Source organism: Vibrio frigidus (assembly GCF_042465995.1).
Lineage (GTDB): Bacteria > Pseudomonadota > Gammaproteobacteria > Enterobacterales > Vibrionaceae > Vibrio.
In genome coordinates, this window is record NZ_JBCDMC010000003.1 from 132,932 (window position 1) to 157,023 (window position 24,092).

A 24,092-nucleotide genomic window follows, 5' to 3' on the forward strand; every position below is an offset into this window, starting at 1 on the left:
AAAAAGCCCGCTCATTTGAGCGGGCTTTTTAAGCTAAATCAGCGAGTTTTCTAAGCTGGTTCTTGGAAAATTACCGTATCCGCTTTTTTCGTATACTGACCCATTCTATGGAAGTTCAAGTAACGGTAGGTATCTGATGCTGTAGCATCAAGTTGTTTAGCATATTCCAGGTACTCATCCTTAGTCGGAATTCTACCTAAAATAGCGCCCACAGCGGCGAGTTCAGCGGAAGCTAAGTAGACGTTTGCTCCAGTACCTAAACGATTAGGGAAATTACGAGTAGACGTAGACATGACTGTTGCGTTATCCGCTACACGTGCCTGGTTACCCATACACAGCGAACAACCCGGCGTTTCAATACGCACCCCTGCTCGACCAAAAATACCATAGTATCCTTCTTCCGTAAGTTGGTCCTTATCCATCTTAGTTGGTGGTGCAATCCATAGGCGAGTATCAAGTTGCCCCGTATAATTGTCCAAGAGCTTACCAGCAGCACGGAAGTGACCAATGTTAGTCATACATGAGCCAATAAAGACTTCGTCAATCTCTGTGCCTTGTACGTCTGATAACACACGAGCATCATCCGGATCATTCGGAGCACAAAGAATGGGCTCACTGATGTCCGCAAGGTCAATCTCTATTACATGCGTATATTCTGCATCGCTATCCGCTTCCATCAACTCAGGGTTCGCGACCCACTCTTCCATCGATTTAATACGGCGCTCTATAGTACGACGATCACCATAACCTTCGGAAATCATCCACTTAAGCATAACAATGTTCGAACTGAGGTATTCAGAAATCGATTCTTTGGACAACTTAACCGTACAACCAGCAGCTGAACGCTCAGCAGAAGCATCAGACAATTCAAATGCTTGTTCTACCGAAAGATGCTCAACACCTTCAATTTCTAACACTCGGCCTGAGAATTCATTGATCTTACCTGTTTTCTCAACCGTCAATAGACCCTGCTTAATTCCGTAGTAAGGGATAGCATGAACCAAATCACGTAATGTGATTCCTGGTTGCATTTCACCTTTAAAACGTACCAAGATAGATTCTGGCATATCCAACGGCATAACACCCGTCGCGGCAGCAAACGCAACCAAACCAGAACCCGCAGGAAAAGAAATACCTAGAGGAAAGCGTGTATGAGAATCACCGCCAGTACCGACAGTATCAGGCAGTAACATCCGATTTAACCATGAGTGAATTACACCATCTCCAGGACGCAAAGAGACACCTGCACGATTCATAATAAAATCTGGCAACGTATGATGCGTATTCACATCAATCGGTTTTGGATAGGCGGATGTATGACAGAATGATTGCATCACTAAATCAGCTGAGAAGCCTAAACACGCCAAGTCTTTTAGTTCATCACGAGTCATAGGACCTGTCGTATCTTGCGACCCAACTGTTGTCATCTTAGGTTCACAATACGTCCCAGGACGTACACCATCTACACCGCACGCTTTACCAACCATTTTCTGAGCTAACGAATAGCCTTTACCTGTGTCCACAACCTCTACAGGTCGGCGGAATACGTCTGAAGTATCTAGGCCTAGCGAGACACGAGCACGATCTGTTAGTCCGCGGCCGATGATAAGTGGGATACGGCCACCGGCACGAACCTCATCAATCAGCACGTCCGTTTTCAATTCAAATTCAGCTAAAACTTCGCCACTTTCATGGCTCTTCACCTGACCTTTGAATGGATAAACGTCGATTACATCACCCATATTAAGCTTGGAAACATCGACCTCAATTGGTAGTGCTCCAGCATCTTCCATTGTGTTAAAGAAGATAGGTGCAATTTTACCACCAAGGCAATAACCGCCTGCTTTCTTATTCGGAACGTTAGGAATATCATCGCCCATGAACCAAAGTACAGAGTTGGTTGCCGACTTACGTGAAGACCCGGTACCCACAACATCACCAACATAGACTAATTGATGACCTTTTTCTTTTAGAGCGTCGATCTGCTTAATAGGACCAATTGTCCCTGCTGCATCGGGATTAATTCCTTCACGCGCATTTTTTAGCATCGCTAATGCATGAAGTGGTATATCAGGACGAGACCATGCGTCGGGGGCTGGTGAAAGGTCATCCGTATTCGTTTCACCGGTTACTTTAAATACCGTTAAGGTAACTTTTTCTTGTAGTTTAGGTTTTGATAAAAACCATTCAGCTTCAGCCCAAGAGGTAAGTACCTGTTTAGCGTGCTCATTTCCTGATTTTGCTTTTTCTTCAACATCATAGAATGAATCAAACATTAACAAAGTATGCGAAAGTGCTTTCGCGGCAATGGGAGCCAAACCTTCATCGTCTAGAAATCCGATAAGAGAATCAATGTTGTAACCGCCTTGCATTGTTCCAAGCAGTTCGGTGGCTTTTTCTTTGCTTATTAACGAGGAAGATACTTCACTTTTAGCAAGTGCCGTTAAGAAACCTGCTTTTACATAAGCGGCTTCATCTACACCAGGTGGAATTCTGTTTTCAAAAAGATCAAGAATAATGGATTCTTCACCCTTTGGTGGGTTCTTTACAAGTTCTACTAGCGCAGTAACTTGTTCAGCATTTAGGGGTTGAGCGACAACTCCCTCAGCAGCACGCTCTTCGACGTGTTTACGATAGGCTTCAAGCACGACTTCTTCCTCTCATTACGGTTTGTATATAAAAACAAACATCCTTGGAAATATGGCTTACCACCATTTTTATTGTTGATTTGTCCCAAAACATCAACAGTGGCAATGGCCAAACTGTGCGTAGAGAATAGCAAATTTAACGAAAAATTAAAATCTAATCAATTTGACCAACATAGCAACTTACGACTAAAGTTCTACTAAAAACCATTAACAAACTTTAAACTCTAAAGGGCAATACAACATCAATATGTATGGCCAACAATCAAGTAATACGACTGGTAATGATCTTCTGTCAAACCATATGCAAACACAATTGGTCCTATTGGGGACGCAACACCTGCAAACACAGATCCTGCGGTATACAAGGGCGCATCTGAAAAAGAGATGTCGGTGTCTGACCACACTCCACCATACTCCAAAGATGCACCAAAATAGACAGGCGCCGTAAAGAGACCAAAATCGTTTTCAAACCATTTGTATCGATAAACGATACTACCAAAGAGTAAGTTTTCCCCTACTAAACTATCTCTAGAGACGCCAGACAATCGTAAAAAACCACCAAGTTCTTTGGGCTGGATAGGAGGGTTGTTACCGGTTTTGTCCTCAACTAGGCCATATTCAAGACCCGCAACAAAGGTGTGCTTATCAATACTATATGCACCACGCACTTTGGTCGAAATCTCATGAACCGTATCATTGTTGTATTCGATTTCATCACCTCCGCCAGTATCCGATATGGAACGTCCACGTACACTGTCATCCGAGATGAAATATTCTAAATCAACGAGAAAACCTGAAGTGGGTAGACTGTAATCATCCAATGTATCCAGTCGAAAACGAGCAAAAGGGCCTTGGCGAGTGTAACTAACATCACCAAAAACTGGCAGTGTGGTTAGGTTGGCTTCACCCTCTATATATCGAAAGCCAACATAGGTGGAATGCCAAAATTTAGGCTGATAACCTAACGCCGCTTCAAGCGTCAAATCGGTATAAGTCGTCGATAGTGAATTCTCTGTCATATCTAAAGAACTGCCCGATCCAAACCCTTCGACGGGTGTGTTTTTTTTATCTTTACTATACGTTACGCTAGCTAAACTTATTATATTAGGATTAAACAGAAACGGAGATGTCCATACTAAGGCGATTCTTCTATCTGTTCCCAAGTCCAAATTAAGCTTTAACTCGGCACCCGCGCTATTTAAACCAGTAAAATTAGTCGACACGCCAAGAGAATATTGACTATCTGAAGTGAAATCTTCTTCTAAGAAAAATCGAAAATTCATATAGTTAGGCCCCCACCCTTTCTCTTTTATATCGACAACTAAATTGGTTTCATCGTTGTCTGTTTCAAAATGGTAGGTGACCGTTTCAAATCGGTCTAGAGCATAAAGATTACGAACTTTTTTCTCCATTACTTCTGTTGGTATCTTTTCACCCGTTTGAATGCCGAGCCTATTGAGAACCAAACGATCATCGTAATGTGAATTATTATTAAGTGTAATACGATCAATGATCAGTTCATCACCATAAGTCAGCGTTCGTCTCGCCTCTTCTTTTTCGTCAATATAGTTTTGGTACTGAGATGTTGATATTGAATAACGGGACAGCTTCTCTTTTTCCTTGAAGGCAACCTCATAACCTTGGATATAAGCCTCTGGCATTTTATCAAATTCCATCGTATCCATGTTACCAACAGTAGGACTTAATAATGTATCTTGCTCGGTCAATAATTTTATCTGGTCATCCGTTGTTCGGCGGACAAGGTAGTTTGAAAGTTGGCCTCCAACTGCGACAAAATTTTCTATCTCGTCTTCATTGTAATATTCGCTGCTTATATCAACGGCAATAACTATATCTGCACCCATTGCTTTCGCAAGAGCAACAGGCATGTTGTTCGTCACTCCGCCATCAACGAGTAATCTTCCATCTATTTCGTAGGGAGGTAACGCCCCTGGAACGGACATGCTAGCCATCATTGCATCGGTCAATAAACCTTTATCGATGACCACTTCCTCTAGTTTAACGATATCGGTTGCCACGGCACGATACCGAAGAGGCAGTTGATCAAAAGAGTCAAATTTAGGCAGATTACCGGCGGTTTCTCGCAGTATCTCCATCATTCCTTGGCCTTGGACAACACCTTTTGGGGAACGAAATTCTCCAAAACCAACTCCTAAGTCGGCATTAATCTGATAGTGATCTTCATGGATTTTTTCTATGACTCTTCTTTCACTTCTATCAACTCTATCTCGATAGCCGCTATTCCACTCGGTTGAATAGATAAGTGATTCGATCTCATCAGCACTCATGCCTGTCGCGTAGAGCCCACCAACATACGCCCCCATACTCGTGCCAGTAATAATATCTACTGGTATGTGCATTTCTTCCAGGGCTTTAAGTACACCAATGTGTGCAGCACCTTTCGCTCCACCTCCGGCTAAAACAACGGCAATTATAGGGCGTTTATCTTTATCTGTGGTGCCCTCGTTTAATGCAGGCATACTCTCACCTTTGGCCAATGCCAACGGTGAGAACACTGAACTCATCACAATAACGATAATTGAACAACAAAACAGGCGTACCTTTTCCACATCAAATCCTTTTACATATCGGAAAAATCAAACAGATAATAGAATGACTATAAAGCATCCCATTGTTAATCAAAAAGATTCTTTAACCACTGTGTAGGCGAGCTCTCACACGATTTTTTCAATGTACCACTTGCATCCCACACGGGCAGTTTGAACTCATTCCCACACTCTAATTTTAGACCGCCATTTTTCTTCTTAGCATAGCCCATTGTCGTCACACCTTTTGGCCAAGGTAGCTGCAATCGTTGTGGTATTCTGAAAGATAAATACTCGTTATATACTCGTAACGCACCAGTAGAACCCGTCAGTTTTGTGGGTTTATTATCGTCCCTTCCTACCCATAAAGTCACAACTTCTCGGCCATCGACACCCACAAACCAACTGTCCCTACTGTCATTGCTTGTGCCCGTTTTTCCAGCTAAACCTGCCCAACTAAACTGATTCTGCAGATACCTTCCGGTACCTTCTAATACGGCCTTCTTCATAACATAGGTTGTTAACCATGCGGCTTGTTCATCAACGGTAACCTGTTTCCTTGGCATTGACTGATAATGTATCGCATCATTCAGATCTTTTACTACCCGCAAAGCACTAAGCGGTGCTCGCTGACCAGAGTTTGTTATTGTTTGGTACATCTGAGCGACCTGATAAGGCGTCAATGAAAATGAACCTAAAAACATAGAAGGTACGGGCCGAATCTCTTTTCTATCAACGCCCAACGCTTCCAAAGTATCGGTCACATTAGGAATGCCTAACTTAAGTCCCAATCTCACTGTTGGAATATTAATCGATTTAGCCATGGCTTGATAGAGCGGGACTGAACCTCGGAACTTGTTATCGAAATTTTTCGGTTTCCATACCGTTCCTTTACTGCCTTTCAGTTGTATTGGTTCATCTTTTAACGTGGTCGCAAGAGTATATTCATCTGGGTATGATAACGCGGTTAAATACACCGCTGGTTTTACAAGGGAACCAATTTGTCGACTCGCATTTAACACTCTATTAAAGCCGTCATAACCGGTCCTTTTTCCTCCCACCATTGCTCTAATTTCGCCCGTTTTCCTGTCAACGGCAATAGCAGCCGCCTCAAGTCCTACTCCATTCTTCTTTTCCAAGTCTGGTAGTTTTCTCTCAATCGCTTTCTCTAACATAGTTTGAGATACAGGGTCTAAGGTAGTAAATAGAGTCAACCCTGCGAACGTAGTAAACTCTCCTCCCAGTTTTTCCGCTAGTTCGTTCTTGAGTTGTTGAAAATAAGCGGGTTGTCGACTTGCTATTTTAGGATTATCTTGGATATCTAAATCACGGCTAACGGCTTGATTATATTGACCAGCAGTCACATAATCCTGCTGCATCATCAGTCTCAAGACAAGGTCTCTTCGCTTTTTAGCACGCTCAGGGTTTTTTATTGGATTATAGTAAGATGGGCCTTTTACCATGCCAACAAGGAGAGCAAGTTGGTCATATCTGAGCTCTTGTACCGGAACGCCAAAATAAAGACGAGATGCCAAACCAAAACCGTGTACTGCAAGCCCGCCACTTTGTCCTAGATAAACCTCATTTAGATACGCTTCCAATATCCTATCTTTGTCATAACGGTAATCAAGAATTAGTGCAATATACGCTTCACGAACCTTCCGCCAAATCGTTTTCTCTCTTGTTAAAAAAAGGTTTTTGGCTAACTGTTGGGTTAACGTGCTACCACCTTGAACTGTTCGCCCAGCTTTAACATTCGCCACTAAAGCTCGTAAGATGGAGGTCGGCGATACACCATCGTGTTGATAAAAATCTCTATCCTCTGTCGTTAATAGTGCATCAACTAAAAATTCTGGGAACTGATTGCGTTTCAAATAGAGACGAGTTTCACTCACCTCTTTCTCTAACATTCCAAGCATCTTCGGTTCTATACGTAAAAAACCAAGGTCACCTTTTTGCTCTAATGATTGAATTCGATTGAGCCCCAAATTGTCAAAATGAAGCATCACGTGCCTATCTGGCTGAGGGCCGTCTTCAAAATCAAACGGGCGACGAATCATTTCTACTTTTGTTGATGATGCAGAGTACTCCCCCGCATGCCTGGGGTTTCGAACCTTTTTATAAGCTAACGCATCCAACTCTTGTTTCATCTCTTTAATGCTAAATTCCATCCCAGGAGACAGATGTAAAACACGAGCATAAACAACCGTAGGCAGATCAAAAAGTTGTCCTTCGAAGCGCTCTTTTACTACAGAATCAAAGTAGATGCCGACAAACACAATGATTGCGCCACCAGCAACCGAGACCTTCCACGCTAAGCTCCACAAATTTCTTAACCAACCTCGTTTGGTTGGTTTTCCTTTAGTGGCTCGTTTACTTGACGATTTTTTCGCTACAGGCCGCTTAGTCGGCGCCTTCTTTTTCGGTGCGACTTTTTTCGTCGTTAATGTTTTTATCGGAGCTGTTTCTTTCTTATTTATCATGACTTCAACTGTCGTTTAGTTTTTGTTGTCGCAATATGATTAGCAGGATCGTCAGGCCAAGGGTGTTTAGGGTATCTTCCCTTCATCTCTTTTTGCACCTCTTTGTAACTTCCCATCCAAAAACCAGCCAAATCTGCTGTTATCTGTAGTGGGCGGTGGGCTGGTGACAGCAATTCCAATACTATCCGTTTTCGCCCATCAGCAATAAGTGGTGATGTTTTCTCACCAAACACTTCCTGCATACGAACCGAGACCATGGGTTCTGCTCCTGCTTTATAAATTATTTTCTTATTGCTCCCTGTTGGAACCTGATAGTACATCGGCAATAAACCATCAATCTCTTTATTCAAAGGCCAACCAAGATAAGTCAGTAAGGCCTGAGTGAGATCTATGCGTTCAAGATTCTTTACGCTCACTTTACCTACCATAAATGGCTCTATCCATTTTTCCAAATGCTCGACTAAGCCATGTTCAGTTAGGTCAGGCCACGATTTTTCACTGAACCAATCTGAACCGCAACGCATTCGTTCTAAGAGAGCCAAACTAGCCGGTGTCCAATTCAAACACGAAAGTCCTTTTCGACGAACAAAATTAAGTAGAGCTTGTGTCATTTTTTCTGCATTAGGTTTCGGAAGTACTTCTTTTTTTATGATCAACTTTCCTAGTTTCAGTTGCTTTTCGGCGACAAGCTGCCCTTTATTCTCATCCCAATCTATACATTCAATAGAATCGAAAACGGATGGATTGAATTGATGTAATTCTTCTATGTTTACATTTACGGCTAAAAATACCCTACTCGCATCCTGCCAGCTTCGCATTAGGTCAATGGCAACAACATACTCGTTTGTAGATAAAGGTTCCAAATCATCAATAGAGGCCCCATGTCCATTAGCCAACAAAAACTGTCCATCCTGTCCTTTTCTATGTTGAGCAATTCGATCTGGATACGCCAGAGCTAGGCAGAGCCCAGCTTCCTCTTCTTTTATACAACGTAGTGAAAAACTAGTACCCATTTTTTCAGCTAATTGCCTTGCTCTACGTTCAATGACACTTTGCGATCTATTTTTTTTATGCTTTAGCGCATACAGTGATTGAGCGATATCTACATGCACTTGTGTAGACTCTTCTACAATCGGTATCAAAGCCAATGCCGTAGACAACAAAGCCTCATTTATTTGGCGTATTTTAACTAACATCGCAGCAAGTCTGGGGTCAATTCCGAGTTTTTGAGCAGATTTCCCAAGTGATGTTAGTTGTCGTGCACCGGACACTAGTCCTAGCTTTTCAAGTAACGTAAAGCCTTGTTCTAGGCTTGTTGTCAAAGGCGTATCTAGCCAATGAAGTTCATCTGCCTTTATGGTTCCCCATTGGATTAACTCCAAGCATAGCGACGAAAGATCACTATGCCGTATCTCTGGTTCTGGTGCCAAAGCAAATTGTTTGAATTGATCTTCGCTATATAAACGAATACAGACACCATCTTCAAGGCGGCCGGCTCTCCCCGCTCTTTGTATAGCAGAAGATTGTGCAATTTTAACCTCTTCTAATTTCGTAACCCCAGTCCTTAAATCAAACCTAGCCACTCTCTCGAGCCCTGAGTCAATAACGATACGTATACCTTCAATTGTTAACGATGTTTCGGCAATATTCGTCGCGAGCACAATTTTCCGGTGTCCCTTGGGGCTCGGCGCAATTGCCTGCTCTTGCTGTTGAAACGTTAATCGTCCGTAAAGAGGATAGACCTCCGTTTTATCATCCAGTGTTCCAAGCTCTAACGCCAACTGCTTAATGGCTCCAACACTTGGAAGAAAAACTAAAATGGAACCTTGTTCATTTCGCACTGCCTGCAAAATGACGTTGGTCATACTCGGAATTAAGCGCTCGTTGACACGCAGTGGCGAATAACGATAGTGAATTGGAAAGCCTCTTCCGTCAGATTCAATATACGCAGCTCGAGGAAGGAGGCTTTGTAACGCCTGTTGATCTAGCGTTGCCGACATCACGACAATGGTAAGGTCATCCCTTAACGCCTCTTGCACCTCTAATGCAAAAGCAAGAGAGGTGTCAGCATGGATACTTCTTTCATGAAACTCATCAAATATTAGTAGATCGACACCTGAAAGCTCAGGGTCAGACTGAAGCATGCGAGTCATTACCCCTTCGGTCACTATTTCAAGTTTGGTATTCACCCCCACCTTTGTTTCACCTTTTACACGAAACCCGACTTGTTCTCCTACTTTTTCACCAAGCTGCTTTGCTAAAAAATAAGCGATATTTCTCGCCGCTAGACGTCTAGGTTCCAGCATGATTATTTTACCTTTAATCACCTTATGTTTAATCAGCTGAAGTGGGAAATAGGTTGACTTCCCTGCACCCGGTTGAGCTTTAAGGATGATTTGGTCACTCTTTTCGACATGAGTTAACAGATCTGAGATAACAGTTTCAATTGGTAGTTGTGGCAAGGTGAAACCTTATGATTTACTAGTTAAACAAGATTGTAATGAAAACAGTGAAAAGATGCACTTTGAACCTAAGTTAGAACCTGCCACATTAATCAAACGCTATAAGCGCTTTTTGGCTGACATAGAACTTCCATCAGGAGAAGTTCGTACCATACACTGCGCAAACACTGGGGCGATGACGGGCTGTGCTGACGCAGGCAATACCATTTGGTATTCAACTTCTGACAATCCGAAGCGAAAATATCCAAATAGTTGGGAGCTCAGTCAGAACGCAAATGGTGAAAATATCTGCGTAAATACCGCTAGAGCAAATAATCTTGTGGTTGAAGCAATCAATAGCAATGTCATTTTGGAACTTTTAGACTACGATAAATTGAATACAGAAGTTAAGTATGGCAGTGAAAACAGCCGTGTAGACATTTATCTTGAAGGTCAGGGCAAAGCCCCTTGTTACGTAGAAGTCAAAAGCGTCACGTTACTAGAAAATAGTGGACAAGGGTACTTTCCTGATTCCGTGACAACTCGTGGTCAGAAGCATCTGCGTGAGCTCACAGAAATGGTTAATTGTGGTAACAGGGCGGTACTTTTTTTTGCTGTTTTACATTCAGGCATTGAAAAAGTGTCCGTTGCACACCATATAGATGCAAATTATTCACAATTACTAAAACAAGCAAAAGAAGCTGGTGTTGAAATACTCTGTTATAAAGCAGAGTTATCAAGCCGTGAGATTCGCCTCGTTTCCTCTATCGAGTTTATCGATTAATAAAAAATGATGCAGACCTCACACAGAAGGCAATTATGAAATTTCTTAATTTGCTTCCAGCTTTTCTTTCTGCTATAGATACCCGCCTAAAATTAACTACAAGTCAGTTGATGTTGGTGTAAGTAGGAGACGTGGTATGCCAGAAAAGAAAAAAGCGCTAGGCATCCTAGCCATTGCAGGCGTTGAGCCTTACCAAAAAAAAGCTGGTGAAGAGTACATGTCACCAGAACAGATGGATCATTTTTCCAAGATCTTAGGAGCTTGGCGTGACCAACTTAGAGATGAAGTTGAACGGACTGTGCACCACATGCAGGATGAAGCAGCTAACTTTCCAGATCCAGTTGATAGAGCTTCACAAGAAGAAGAATTCAGTCTTGAATTACGTAACCGAGATCGTGAACGTCGTTTAATCAAAAAAATTGAAAAGACGCTCAATAAGATCGAAGAAGATGATTTTGGATTCTGTGAGTCTTGCGGTGTTGAAATCGGTATTCGTCGATTAGAGGCTCGCCCAACAGCCGATCTTTGTATCGATTGTAAAACCCTTGCGGAAATGAAAGAAAGACAGATGCAAGGTTAATCTAAGAGTAAAAACTGAAGGGAGCCTTGGCTCCCTTTTTCTTTTACTACACCGAGTTAATTATGAGCTATATAGGTCGTTTCGCTCCATCACCTTCAGGCCCGTTACATTTTGGATCACTTGTTGCGGCTCTTGGTAGTTATTTTCAAGCCAAGTCGAACAGCGGAACATGGTTGGTTAGAATGGAAGATCTCGATCCACCAAGAGAAATACCTGGAGCCGCCACCCATATCCTAAAGACACTCGAAGCATACCATCTCTATTGGGATGGCGATGTGATGTATCAGAGTCAACGTCACAACGCATATCAACAAAAGATTGACGAATGGTTAGTCACTGGGCAGGCCTATTATTGCCAATGCAGTAGAAAACAGATTAAGGTTCAAGGTGGTTTTTATCTTGGAACCTGCCGGGACAAAAAAATAACCACCCAGAAAGACTGCGCTATACGAATACGAGTGGATAACCCAATAACGTATTTTATCGATTCTGTTCGAGGTAAGATAAATATCCCTGATGCGTTAGCTTCTGAAGACTTCATAATCAAGCGCCGAGACGGATTATTTGCATATAATTTAGCGGTTGTGCTCGATGACATAGCACAAGGTATAACCGAAGTAGTTAGAGGTTCAGACCTCATCGAACCAACGGGACGTCAAATTGGTCTTTATCGGCTTCTAAACATGACGCCAATTAGTTATTTTCATCTACCATTGGCGATTGATGCATTTGGGCATAAACTGTCCAAACAAAATCATGCGAAAGCCATTAATTTGCAACAACCAAAGCCTACTCTTATTCAGGCAATGCAATTTTTAGGTTTTGTTATTCCTCAAGAGATTCAAGAGGCAACATTGGATGATATTTTGACATGGGGATGCTCAAACTGGTCAATTAACGAACTGTCACCGGAGATCAAGATCACAACACCATTCTCAAATGGTGCTCCGTAGGCTATTATTAGCACCGTTTTGGCATTAGCACATGAAATTCAAATTAGAATTGCTTAATTTGACTATAAATGCCAACTGGAAAACAATGAAATATATAACTATTGGCAGACAAAACCATCCAACTAACAAATAATATATTGGAGAAATCAAGCTGAACATTATCAATCGAAATGAGCACGGAGTTTCCCGTAAAGACATTAGTGACAGTGCATTAAAGGTGCTCTATCGCCTTAACAATGCTGGATTTGATGCATTCTTAGTTGGTGGTGGGGTAAGAGATTTACTTTTAGGTCATAAACCAAAAGACTTTGACATTGCCACAAATGCCACTCCAGAAGAGATTCGCGCATTATTTAAAAACTGCCGCCTGATTGGTCGAAGATTTCGCTTAGCTCATATTATGTTTGGCCGCGAAATTATCGAGGTCGCAACATTTCGTGGGCATCATCAAGAGCCAGCTAAGAATGTCTCCGCGCAATCTGACGAGGGCATGTTACTCCGAGATAATGTATACGGGACCATTGAAGAAGATGCAGAGCGTCGAGATTTTACAATCAATGCCATGTATTACAGTATTGCTGACTTCAGTATTCAAGATTTCGCCGGTGGTAAAGAAGATCTCGATGATGGATTGATCCGTCTTATCGGAGACCCTGAAACTCGATACCGTGAAGATCCTGTTCGAATGCTGAGAGCCGTGCGTTTCGCTGCCAAATTAGATATGGATATTTGCGAGACAACCGCAGATCCTATCCTCGATCTAGCCTATTTGCTCGAAGACATTCCATCTGCTCGCCTTTTTGAAGAATCACTTAAGCTCCTTCAATCTGGACAAGGTTTCGAAACCTATTTATTAATGAGAGATTACGATCTCTTTAAAGCGCTCTTTCCACTTGTTGCTGAAGAATTTACTGACGAAGGTGACTCAGAAACTGAGCACATGATTGAACTTGTTCTAGACTCGACAGACAAGCGAATCAATGAAGGTAAACGAATTAACCCTGCCTTTATGTTTGCCGCCCTACTTTGGTATCCACTTAACCGAGTCGCACGTCAGATGATGGAAGAAAAAGGCCTCGCGTATTACGATGCCATTATGGAAGCAAGCAATGTCGTATTGGATCAACAAGTAAAGAATATTGCGATACCAAGAAGACACACCGCAACTATCAGAGAAATTTGGCAGCTTCAATTAAGGCTACCAAGAAGAAGCGGTAAGAGAGCGACACGCCTTATGGAACTTAACAAGTTCCGTGCAGGGTTTGACTTTTTAGAGATGCGTGGTGAAGTCGAACAGGGTGAGGCAAAAGAACTCGCTAAATGGTGGCAGACCTACCAAAACTCCGGACGAAATACGCGTCAAGCAATGAGTAACGATTTAGGAGACGACAAACCAAGCTTTCGTCGCCGTAAGAACTATCGCAACAAGAAAAGCAAACCAGAGTAATGATAACGGTCTATATTGCGATTGGCAGCAATCTAAATGATCCTGTCAATCAGACAAAAAATGCAATAGAAGCATTGAAAAATTTGCCAAAGACCCAATTTATACTGGCATCATCACTGTATAATAGTGCCCCGATGGGACCACAAAATCAGCCCGACTATATTAATGCTGTTGTAGCGATAAAAACAGAATTGACGCCCATACAACTACTTAACGCAACACAAGCGATTGAGTTAGAGCATGGTCGTGAGCGTAAAGACGAACGCTGGGGATCCCGTACCTTAGATTTAGACATTCTACTTTATGGCAACTCAACGATAAATTCCGAGCGCCTTGTCGTTCCTCATTATGGAATGAAAGTGAGAGAATTTGTTCTCTACCCGCTCGCAGAAATTGCACCAAATTTGAAGCTTCCAGATGGAACCGAGCTATCAAATCTACTACTTCAAGTAGATAGAAATGGCCTAAATGTTTGGCAATAATAGTCCATTCCATCTGAAAAGGATTACACATGAAAAAAATCACTATTAACGATCTGATCACTTGGAAAAGGGAGGGTCGTAAATTTGCTTCATCAACGGCATATGATGCAAGCTTTTCTCAACTTTTTGAACAACAAGAAATACCCGTACTGCTCGTTGGTGACTCTTTGGGGATGGTACTCCAAGGGCAGAATAATACCTTACCTGTCACCATAGAAGATATGGCTTATCATACCCGTAGTGTGCGTGCAGGAAGCCCAAACAGCCTACTGATGACCGACATGCCATTTATGAGTTATGCAACGCATGAACAAGCGGGTCGAAATGCTGCAAAGTTAATGCAAGCCGGCGCTAACATGGTGAAGTTAGAGGGTGGCGACTGGTTAGTTGATACGGTTAAATTTCTAACCGACCGTGCCGTTCCTGTATGCGCTCATTTGGGATTAACACCACAATCTGTCAATATTTTTGGTGGCTATAAAGTTCAGGGTAGAGATCAAAAAAAGGCGGACCAAATGGTTCGTGATGCTATTTCAATGCAAGAAGCAGGCGCTCAAATTGTTCTTTTAGAGTGTGTACCTGCCGAACTAGCAAAAAGAATCACCCAAGCCGTTGACGTACCTGTTATCGGCATTGGTGCGGGAAGCGATACAGACGGCCAAATTTTGGTAATGCACGATATGTTCGGTATTTCCGCTAATTATATGCCTAAGTTCTCTAAAAACTTCTTAGCTGAAACAGGAGACATCCGTAAAGCGGTTTCTCTCTATATCTCAGAAGTACAAGATGGTACTTTCCCTGGTTCTGACCACACCATCGCTTGAGGAATAATATAATGCAAACAATCTCAGATATTTCCTCTCTTCGAGAGCAAATTACTCTTCTGAAACGTGACGGTAGAACTATTGCCTTTGTCCCTACAATGGGCAACCTTCATGAAGGGCACTTAACGCTAGTACGTAAAGCAAAGGAATATGCTGATGTTGTTGTGGTGAGCATTTTTGTTAACCCAATGCAGTTTGAACGAGCAGACGATCTAAATAATTATCCTCGCACTTTAGACAAGGACTTAAGTAAACTGAATGGCGAGAGTGTCGAACTCGTGTTTACACCAACCCCTGAAGTAATGTATCCAGAGGGCTTAGATAAACAAACCTTTGTCGAAGTACCTAAGTTATCACATATGCTTGAAGGTGTTTCTCGTCCCGGTCACTTCCGCGGTGTGGCCACGATAGTAACCAAGTTATTTAATGTCGTTAGGCCCGATTTTGCCTGTTTTGGTGATAAAGATTTCCAACAACTTGCTGTTATTAAACAGATGACCGAAGACCTTTGCTTGGGCACCGAGATTATCGGTGTGCAGACCGTTAGAGAATTAGATGGTTTAGCGATGAGTTCTCGCAACGCACTTCTCACTATGGACGAACGTCAGCGTGCTCCTGTATTAGCAAGAACAATGCGTTGGATAAGCAGCCAAATTCGAGGAGGCAGACACGATTACGATTCAGTCATTGAAGATGCAGAAGACCAACTAAGAGCAGCAGGTCTACACCCAGATGAAATATTCATTCGTGATGCGAAATCGCTTTTGGTTGTTGGTGAAGAGACATCTCAGGCCGTTATATTGATATCTGCTTTCTTAGGTAAAGCAAGATTAATTGATAATCAGGTACTTGAGTTAGTTGCGGAAGAAAAAGAACAAGAGTAATACCAATGATGCGTTCAAATTGTATTTTATTTCGTCGTTTCTATTACCAATATCGATAAATAAAAATAGCTATCAGCAATCACTGATAGCTATTTTTGTATCCAATACGTACCCGACACCCTAAGATCTAAGCCCAATACCTTTTGTTACTAAGTAATGAGCTATAGCGTACAACGCAACGACAAAAGCAATAAGTACGGTAAAAGAGGTCACAATCCCTACGTCAGACACACCCAAGAAACCATATCTAAAGGCATTAACCATATATACAATGGGGTTAATTTTTGAGACCCCTTGCCAAAATTCTGGCAACAAATTGATCGAATAAAATACACCACCTAAATAAGTTAGAGGTGTCAGAATAAACGTTGGGATTATCGATATATCATCAAAGGTTTTGGCAAAGATAGCGTTAATTAAGCCACCCAAAGAAAAGACAACAGACGTCATAAAGACTGTCGCAATAATGATCCCCCAATGCTCGACCTGCAAGTCGACAAAGAATAAAGAGACAACCGTAACAATCGCGCCTACCGCTAGTCCTCTAGTCACCCCCCCCATAACAAAGCCGATAATAATGACGTAATTAGGGACAGGAGCCACCAGCAACTCTTCGATATTCTTTTGGAATTTGGAACTATAAAAAGAAGAGGCAACATTAGAATATGAGTTGGTGATAACCGACATCATGATCAAACCAGGAACGATATATTCCATATAGCTGAAACCATTCATCTCTCCAATTCGAGAACCAATGAGATTGCCAAAAATGATGAAGTAGAGTGTCATTGTAATCGCTGGTGGTACGAGCGTTTGTACCCAGATACGCATAAAGCGATTAATCTCTTTCGATAATAAGCTCTTAAAAGCTGTCCAGTAAATTTGATACATAATTAATTATTTCCCGCTCTGTTCTCGAACAATACTCACAAATAGCTCTTCTAATCGGTTCGCTTTGTTTCGCATCGATAAAACATTGATACCTTGCTCAGTTAATTGACTAAAGACAAAATTCAAACCTTGCGTCTTGTCTATCTCAATTTCTAGAGAGTCATTATGATGAGTCATAGAATTCACACCAGTAAGCTCAGGTTTAGAACTGCCTTCATCCAAATCAAGAATAAACGTTTCAACATCCAGCTTGTTGAGCAACTCCTTCATTGTTGTATTTTCGATTAACTCACCACGATTAATAATGCCGATATTTCGGCACAACATCTCCGCTTCTTCTAAGTAGTGAGTAGTCAGTATAATCGTGATTCCTTCCGCATTTATTTTTTTAAGAAAATGCCACATAGAACGACGTAATTCTATGTCCACACCCGCGGTAGGCTCATCTAAAATAAGCAGTTTTGGTTCATGCATCAGAGCACGGGCGATCATTAAACGTCGTTTCATACCACCAGAAAGGTTACGTGCTCGCTCAGACCGTTTTTCCCAAAGATCAAGTTGGGTAAGGCACTTCTTTGCTCTATCTTTGGCTAATTCTTTTGACACACCATAGTAACCCGCTTGCTGTATAACTATCTGCTCAACGGTTTCAAACTGATTAAAATTAAATTCTTGCGGTACAAGACCGAGGTGTTGTTTTGCTTGCTCTAGGTGAGTGTCCATATTGTTGCCAAAAACCTTTACCTCCCCAGATGTCTTGTTTACTAAAGAAGAGATAATACCAATAGTTGTGGACTTACCCGCTCCATTAGGACCTAAAAGCGCGTAAAAATCGCCTTTTTTGACCCGTAAACTGATACCTTTCAGCGCTTCAAAACCGCCTGAATAGGTCTTTCTCAAATCTTTTATTTCTAGTGCGTACATAGTTATGATCTTATTTAGTGGCCTTACAGCTTCGTATGGAGACGATAAATACAGAGTGACAGTAAAACTAAATGGGGGCTAATCCATATAAAAACAACATTTATTTATTAGAATCATCTAAATAAACGTGCCTTGTGTGAAATCGACTATTGAATGCCAACAACTACTCTTACCAGTAGTTAAAATGTAAAAAAGCATTAACTATTATGGGAACCAATTCAGTAGCATGTGTATAGTATGTAAAATACAGAGGGAACATAAATGCCACATATAAAAGAACTATTTGAAAAAAATGCTGAATGGTCAAATCGGATGACCTCAGAGAGTCCTGAATATTTCACTAAATTAGTAGAAAGACAAAGTCCAGATTATCTATGGATTGGGTGTTCGGATAGTCGTGTGCCTGCAGAATTACTGACAGGATTAGATTCCGGCGAGCTTTTTGTTCACCGTAATGTTGCAAATCAGGTAATTCATACCGATCTAAACTGCCTTTCGGTCGTTCAGTACGCTGTCGATGTATTAAAAGTAAAACATGTTATCGTTTGTGGTCACTACGGTTGCGGTGGCGTCAACGCATCCATAGACAACACACCATTAGGTCTTATTAACAATTGGATACTACACGTTCGAGATATCTACCTTAAACACCGCAATTGGTTAGGCGAATATCCACGAGAGCAGTGGGGAAACAAACTTTGTGAGGTCAATGTAGCCGAGCAAGTGTATAACTTGGGCAATTCAACCATATTGCAAAACGCTTGGGAGAGAGGTCAGCAGATAGATCTTCACGGTGTCATTTATGGTATCGATGATGGAAAGCTAAAAGATCTAGGTATGCGAAGCCACAGCAGAGAATCCTTAGAAATTGCCTACCAAGGTGCAATATCTAAACTGACTAGCCACGGTGAAATATAGCCAATATTTTCCGGTCTATAACTCAATAAAAACGCTATAGGCTGAAAAATACCCGAATAAAAAGGAGCCCATAAATGCGCTCCTTTTTGGATTTATTCTTGAGGTACTACTTTACCAATGTAAGGTAGGTGACGATACTTTTGTGCATAATCGATACCGACACCAACAACAAACTCGTCTGGTATCGCAAACCCTATCCATTTAACCGACACATCCACTTCTCTACGTGAAGGTTTGTCCAATAACGTACAAATCTCAATTGAATTAGGCTCACGTATCGACAATATTTCGCACACTTTACTCAATGTATTGCCAGTATCGATAATATCTTCAACCAGCAGTACATCCTTACCTTTAATATCATCATCTAAATCTTTTAAGATACGTACATCACGAGAACTTTCCATCGTGTTTCCGTAGCTTGAGGCTGTCATAAAATCAACTGAGTGGTTGATCTTAATTGCTCGCGCAAGATCGGCCATAAAAACGAAAGAGCCTCTTAAGAGTCCAACCATTACTAGGTTTTCGGAATCTCCATAATGTTCCGTAATCTGCTTACCAAGTTCTTGGACTCGCTGCCGAACCTCTTCTTCAGAGATCATCACTTCAACTGTATGTTTCATTCTCTTCTCAATTATCTGGTTAAGCTATAAACGCTAAATATACCACTAAAAATCTTGCCGTATTCTAACATTACTCTAGTGGTGGTTGCTAACTTAGTTCTAGTGATGATCTCCGGCTTATCTCTATAAGTTCTAACCCGACTATCACTAATAACATTTACATCACTAATGTAAATGAAATATAAGATTTCATTCCGTTTTGTGGGGGAATCTCAAATTAGTGACATAATTGTTAACTGTATAAATTGACCGCATTTATATGCACTTGTACACTCATTAAGCAATATAAACATCATAATAAGTATAAATTAGATAATCAACGATTTGGCAAGGTAAACCCGTTATGGACATGATAAAGAAACATCCTCGGACTCGTTTGTCCCCGCAAAAACGTAAATTGCAATTAATGGATATTGCATTAGACGTTTTTGCCCGTCGTGGTATAGGCCGTGGTGGCCACGCCGATATAGCTGAAATTGCACAAGTTTCAGTTGCTACGGTTTTCAATTACTTCCCTACAAGAGAAGATCTCGTCGACGAGGTATTACACCATGTTGTTCGTCAGTTTTCTGCTTTTCTCAATGAGAATATAGATACTTCTTTACATGCTAAGGAAAATCTTAAAAACACAGCAGATAATATGTGTGAACTGGTATTACAAAATGAGCACTGGTTAAAAGTGTGGTTTGAGTGGAGTGCATCCGCTCGCGATGAAGTGTGGCCGCTTTATGTTTCTCTTAATAAAAACAGTCGGCTATTAGTAGAAAATATGTTTTCTCAGTCTATTGAACGTGGAGAAATATGCGAAAATCAAAGCCCTGAAAACCTGGCTAAAATGTTCCACGCCATCTGTTATGCTATCTATTTAGAAGCGAATCGAAACAATGATAAACAGCATCTTGAGCAGTTCACCGATAGTTTTTTAAATATGCTTTGTATCTATAAAGAAGACTAAAATAATAACGTTAATTGGCAATAAACAAAAAGCGATGGGCCACCATCGCTTTTTTATGACAATAAAAAACCGCCAATAAAGGCGGTTTTTTTCAAGAAAATATAGTTACTTCTTCTTCGCTTTTCTGTTTGGAAGATCGGTAATTGTACCTTCAAACACTTCCGCAGCAAGCCCTACAGATTCATGTAAGGTTGGGTGTGCGTGAATAGTTAATGCAATATCTTCAGCATCACAACCCATCTCGATTGCTAGACCTATTTCACCTAATAGCTCGCCACCATTAGTACCAACAATAGCGCCACCAATCACGCGATGAGATACTTTATCAAAAATAAGTTTAGTCATACCATCTGAACAATCAGATGCAATTGCACGACCCGAGGCAGTCCAAGGGAAAGAGGCTACTTCGTAATTTATTCCTTCTTCTTTTGCTTCTTTTTCGGTTTTACCAACCCAAGCAACCTCAGGTTCTGTATAAGCAATGGAAGGGATGACCTTAGGATCAAAGTAATGTTTCTTACCAGAAATAACTTCTGCAGCAACATGCCCTTCATGCACACCTTTGTGAGCAAGCATTGGTTGGCCTACAATATCGCCAATAGCATGGATATGAGGTACGTTTGTACGCATCTGCTTATCAACATTAATAAAGCCACGGTCATCTACTTCCAAACCCGCTTTCTCCGCATCAAGAAGCTTACCATTGGGTACTCGACCAATCGCAACGAGTACAGCATCATAACGCTCTGGTTCCACAGGCGCTTTTTTGCCTTCCATCGTCACGTATATACCATCTTCTTTCGCTTCAACTGCTGTTACTTTAGTTTCCAACATCAAATTGAATTTGTTTTTGATTCGTTTGGTGTACACCTTGACGATATCTTTATCCGCAGCAGGAATAAGTTGATCAAACATTTCTACAACGTCGATCTTAGAACCTAAAGAATGATATGCCGTACCCATTTCTAGGCCAATGATACCACCGCCCATAATGAGTAGTTTTCCAGGTACTTCTTTCAGCTCTAGAGCATCCGTAGAATCCCAAATACGTGGATCTTCATGTGGAATAAACGGCAGCTTAATTGGACGAGAGCCAGCGGCAACAATTGCGTTGTCAAAGTTTACCGTTGTTTTACCGTCTGCACCGTCAACCTCAATAGAGTTCGGGCCGGTAAACTTTCCGTAACCATTAACAACCGTAACCTTGCGCATTTTAGCCATACCAGCGATACCGTTGGTTAGCTGTCCAACCACTTTGTCTTTCCACAGACGTATTTTATCTATATCAGTTTGTGGCTCACCAAACACGATACCGTGTTCAGCTAGGGCTTTAGCTTCTTCGATTACTTTCGCGACGTGCAGCAATGCTTTTGATGGAATACACCCAACATTCAGACATACACCACCTAGTGTGCTATAACGCTCGATAAGTACGGTTTCCAAACCTAAGTCTGCACAACGGAATGCAGCGGAGTATCCACCAGGACCGGCACCAAGTACGACGACTTGGGCTTTAATTTCTTTGCTCATTGTGACCTCTTGTAGTCATTATCCCTAACAGGCTAAAAGTCGATAATTGTTAACTTCTTTTTCTTTCAGACCTCAACAGTTTACAAACTTGTTAACGAAGTGAAAAGAAATTCCATTTAGCCTGTGAGCTGTACAACAATTCCATTAACAGCAATGCCGTATCAATGAAATTATTGTCGTTAATTTATAAATACCATACTCGAAACTAACCAGAATGATATGAAATTATAAAACAAGAAAGGTGGCTACATTGCCACCTTTCATTTCTACTATAGTACTAATCGACGGATATCAGACAGACAACCATTTAGATAAGTAATGAATCGAGCACCTTCTGCCCCGTCAACCACTCGGTGATCGTAGGAGAGCGATAAAGGTAATTGTAAGCGCGGTACAAAGTCTTGACCGTTCCAAACAGGCTTCATCTCAGACTTAGATACGCCTAAAATAGCGACTTCAGGCGCATTCACTATTGGAGTGAACGCTGTTCCGCCGATACCACCTAAACTTGAAATGGTGAAACAACCACCTTGCATATCCGCAGCAGTAAGTTTGCCCGTACGCGCCTTCTTCGATACCGCCATTAACTCGTCAGAAAGCTCATAAATGCCTTTCTTATTCACGTCTTTAAATACCGGAACAACTAAACCATTTGGCGTATCAACCGCAATACCTACATTGACGTATTTCTTCAGTATTAAGCTTTCACCATCTTCACTCAATGAAGAGTTAAATGTCGGGAATGCTTCAAGCGCTTTTGCAACCGCCTTCATAATAAACACAAGAGGCGTAATCTTAACACCCGAATCTTTCTTCGCTTCTACTGCGTTTTGCTCTTTACGGAATTTCTCTAGTTCAGTGATATCAGCATTATCCCACTGCGTAACATGCGGAATCATTACCCAGTTACGGTGAAGATTCGCACCAGAAATTTTCTGAATTCGCGATAGCGGTTTAGTTTCGATATCACCAAACTTACTAAAATCAATCTTCGGCCAAGGAAGTAAGCCAAGTGCACTACCATCGCCTTTACCTGCAGCGGCGGCACCAGATTCAAGACGCTTCAACGCTTCTTTAACGTAGCTTTGCACATCTTCTTTGAGGATACGACTCTTACGACCCGTTCCCTTAACTTTCGCTAGATTAACACCGAATTCACGTGCGATACGACGAACCACGGGAGACGCATGCGAATAGTCATTATTGACCTCAAACTCACCTGTTGTTGGCGCTTTTGATGCAGCGGCTTTAGGTGTTTCTGGTTTCGTTGCTGGAACGGATACTGAAGGCGCGGCTGCAGTTACTGCGGCTATTGGCGTGCCTGCAGACATCGTTTCAAATATCATAATCAAAGAACCAGAAGTAACTTTATCGCCTTCTGTGATCTTGATTTCTTTCAAAACACCAGCAAACGGGGCAGGAACTTCCATTGAGGCTTTATCGCCCTCAACAGTAATGAGTGATTGCTCTTCTTCAATAGCATCACCTACTGCCACCATTATCTCAGTGACTTCAACTTCATCACCACCAATATCGGGTACCGTGATCTCTTTAAGCTCAGCGACAGCTTGCACTGATTCAGTCGGCGCTATTGTGGCAACTGGCGCCGCCCCGCCTTCTGTCACTTCAAAGACCATGATAAGTGAACCCGTGGTAACTTTGTCACCTTCAGTTATCTTGATGTCTTTCAACGTACCAGAGAATGGAGCAGGTACTTCCATTGACGCTTTATCGCCTTCAACAGTAATAAGTGATTGCTCTTCATCGATAACATCGCCGACAGCAACCATTATTTCAGTGACTTCAACTTCATCACCACCGATATCCGGTACGATGATCTCTTTTAGAGAGACGACTGCAGGTGCCGTTGAGGCTACTTCAGGTGCTGGAACCGGAGCTGATACTGCTACATTCTCAGCGGCTTCAAAGATCATGATCAATGCGCCCGTCGTTACCTTGTCGCCTTCAGCAACTCTAATCTCTTTTACAATTCCCGCTTGTGACGCAGGAACTTCCATTGAAGCTTTGTCACCTTCAACGCTGATAAGGGATTGTTCTTCTTCAACCTTGTCGCCTACGCTGACAAGAATCTCAGTAACTTCAACCTCATCCGCACCTATATCCGGTACATTAATTTCGATTGCCATTATTCTGTCCT

At 41.8% G+C, this 24,092-nt stretch carries 18 protein-coding genes; 9 read left to right on the forward strand and 9 right to left on the reverse strand.

Features of this window, described 5'->3' with window-relative positions:
• Positions 1-50 precede the first annotated feature (50 nt).
• The 4 genes from acnB to hrpB form a co-directional block, all read right to left on the reverse strand.
• A complete protein-coding gene (gene acnB, locus AACW90_RS06290) occupies positions 51-2,648 on the reverse strand; it encodes a bifunctional aconitate hydratase 2/2-methylisocitrate dehydratase (protein WP_390232354.1) in 2,598 nt (865 codons plus the stop codon).
• A gap of 242 nt (positions 2,649-2,890) precedes the next feature.
• Positions 2,891-5,194, reverse strand: a complete 2,304-nt coding sequence (locus AACW90_RS06295) for a patatin-like phospholipase family protein (RefSeq protein ID WP_390232879.1) — start codon at positions 5,192-5,194, stop codon at positions 2,891-2,893.
• Between the two features lie 110 nt (positions 5,195-5,304).
• Positions 5,305-7,698 carry a penicillin-binding protein 1B gene (gene mrcB, locus AACW90_RS06300; protein ID WP_390232357.1) on the reverse strand — a complete coding sequence of 798 codons (2,394 nt, stop codon included), beginning with the start codon at positions 7,696-7,698 and terminating at the stop codon, positions 5,305-5,307.
• The gene (hrpB, locus tag AACW90_RS06305) at positions 7,695-10,160 is read right to left on the reverse strand and encodes an ATP-dependent helicase HrpB (RefSeq protein WP_390232360.1); all 2,466 of its coding nucleotides are present in this window, start codon (positions 10,158-10,160) and stop codon (positions 7,695-7,697) included. The genes mrcB and hrpB overlap by 4 nt, the downstream gene beginning before the upstream one ends.
• A gap of 55 nt (positions 10,161-10,215) precedes the next feature.
• Between hrpB and sfsA the strand changes: the two genes are divergently transcribed.
• From sfsA to panC, 7 genes are all read left to right on the forward strand, one after another.
• Positions 10,216-10,923, forward strand: a complete 708-nt coding sequence (gene sfsA / locus AACW90_RS06310; protein ID WP_390232882.1) for a DNA/RNA nuclease SfsA — start codon at positions 10,216-10,218, stop codon at positions 10,921-10,923.
• A gap of 136 nt (positions 10,924-11,059) precedes the next feature.
• Positions 11,060-11,503, forward strand: coding sequence for an RNA polymerase-binding protein DksA (dksA, locus tag AACW90_RS06315; RefSeq protein WP_195704247.1), 444 nt, complete (start codon positions 11,060-11,062; stop codon positions 11,501-11,503).
• 62 nt (positions 11,504-11,565) lie between these two features.
• The gene (gene gluQRS, locus AACW90_RS06320; RefSeq protein WP_390232364.1) at positions 11,566-12,456 is read left to right on the forward strand and encodes a tRNA glutamyl-Q(34) synthetase GluQRS; all 891 of its coding nucleotides are present in this window, start codon (positions 11,566-11,568) and stop codon (positions 12,454-12,456) included.
• Between the two features lie 136 nt (positions 12,457-12,592).
• The gene (gene pcnB / locus AACW90_RS06325; RefSeq protein ID WP_390232884.1) at positions 12,593-13,903 is read left to right on the forward strand and encodes a polynucleotide adenylyltransferase PcnB; all 1,311 of its coding nucleotides are present in this window, start codon (positions 12,593-12,595) and stop codon (positions 13,901-13,903) included.
• Positions 13,903-14,385 carry a 2-amino-4-hydroxy-6-hydroxymethyldihydropteridine diphosphokinase gene (folK, locus tag AACW90_RS06330; protein WP_390232367.1) on the forward strand — a complete coding sequence of 161 codons (483 nt, stop codon included), beginning with the start codon at positions 13,903-13,905 and terminating at the stop codon, positions 14,383-14,385. The genes pcnB and folK overlap by 1 nt, the downstream gene beginning before the upstream one ends.
• A gap of 29 nt (positions 14,386-14,414) precedes the next feature.
• Positions 14,415-15,209 carry a 3-methyl-2-oxobutanoate hydroxymethyltransferase gene (gene panB / locus AACW90_RS06335; RefSeq protein ID WP_390232370.1) on the forward strand — a complete coding sequence of 265 codons (795 nt, stop codon included), beginning with the start codon at positions 14,415-14,417 and terminating at the stop codon, positions 15,207-15,209.
• An 11-nt stretch (positions 15,210-15,220) separates the two neighbouring features.
• Entirely contained in the window at positions 15,221-16,093 is an 873-nt protein-coding gene (gene panC / locus AACW90_RS06340; protein ID WP_390232373.1) for a pantoate--beta-alanine ligase, read from the forward strand.
• A 120-nt stretch (positions 16,094-16,213) separates the two neighbouring features.
• On the opposite strand, the gene AACW90_RS06345 is transcribed toward panC, so the two are convergent.
• Positions 16,214-16,984: an ABC transporter permease gene (locus tag AACW90_RS06345; protein WP_195704252.1), complete on the reverse strand. Its 771-nt coding sequence runs from the start codon at positions 16,982-16,984 to the stop codon at positions 16,214-16,216.
• A gap of 6 nt (positions 16,985-16,990) precedes the next feature.
• Entirely contained in the window at positions 16,991-17,908 is a 918-nt protein-coding gene (locus AACW90_RS06350) for an ABC transporter ATP-binding protein (protein ID WP_390232376.1), read from the reverse strand.
• A 261-nt stretch (positions 17,909-18,169) separates the two neighbouring features.
• Here AACW90_RS06350 and can point away from each other — a divergent pair, with 261 nt between their 5' ends.
• Positions 18,170-18,826: a carbonate dehydratase gene (can, locus tag AACW90_RS06355; RefSeq protein ID WP_195704254.1), complete on the forward strand. Its 657-nt coding sequence runs from the start codon at positions 18,170-18,172 to the stop codon at positions 18,824-18,826.
• Between the two features lie 92 nt (positions 18,827-18,918).
• On the opposite strand, the gene hpt is transcribed toward can, so the two are convergent.
• Positions 18,919-19,449 carry a hypoxanthine phosphoribosyltransferase gene (hpt, locus tag AACW90_RS06360; protein ID WP_195704255.1) on the reverse strand — a complete coding sequence of 177 codons (531 nt, stop codon included), beginning with the start codon at positions 19,447-19,449 and terminating at the stop codon, positions 18,919-18,921.
• Between the two features lie 343 nt (positions 19,450-19,792).
• Between hpt and AACW90_RS06365 the strand changes: the two genes are divergently transcribed.
• A complete protein-coding gene (locus AACW90_RS06365; RefSeq protein ID WP_390232381.1) occupies positions 19,793-20,404 on the forward strand; it encodes a TetR family transcriptional regulator in 612 nt (203 codons plus the stop codon).
• 105 nt (positions 20,405-20,509) lie between these two features.
• Here the strand turns inward: AACW90_RS06365 and lpdA are convergent, their stop codons facing one another.
• Both lpdA and aceF read right to left on the reverse strand, forming a co-directional pair.
• Complete coding sequence (lpdA, locus tag AACW90_RS06370; RefSeq protein WP_390232384.1) at positions 20,510-21,934, reverse strand: dihydrolipoyl dehydrogenase; 1,425 nt, start codon at positions 21,932-21,934, stop codon at positions 20,510-20,512.
• Between the two features lie 269 nt (positions 21,935-22,203).
• Positions 22,204-24,081: a pyruvate dehydrogenase complex dihydrolipoyllysine-residue acetyltransferase gene (gene aceF / locus AACW90_RS06375; RefSeq protein WP_390232387.1), complete on the reverse strand. Its 1,878-nt coding sequence runs from the start codon at positions 24,079-24,081 to the stop codon at positions 22,204-22,206.
• Between the last annotated feature and the right edge of the window lie 11 nt (positions 24,082-24,092).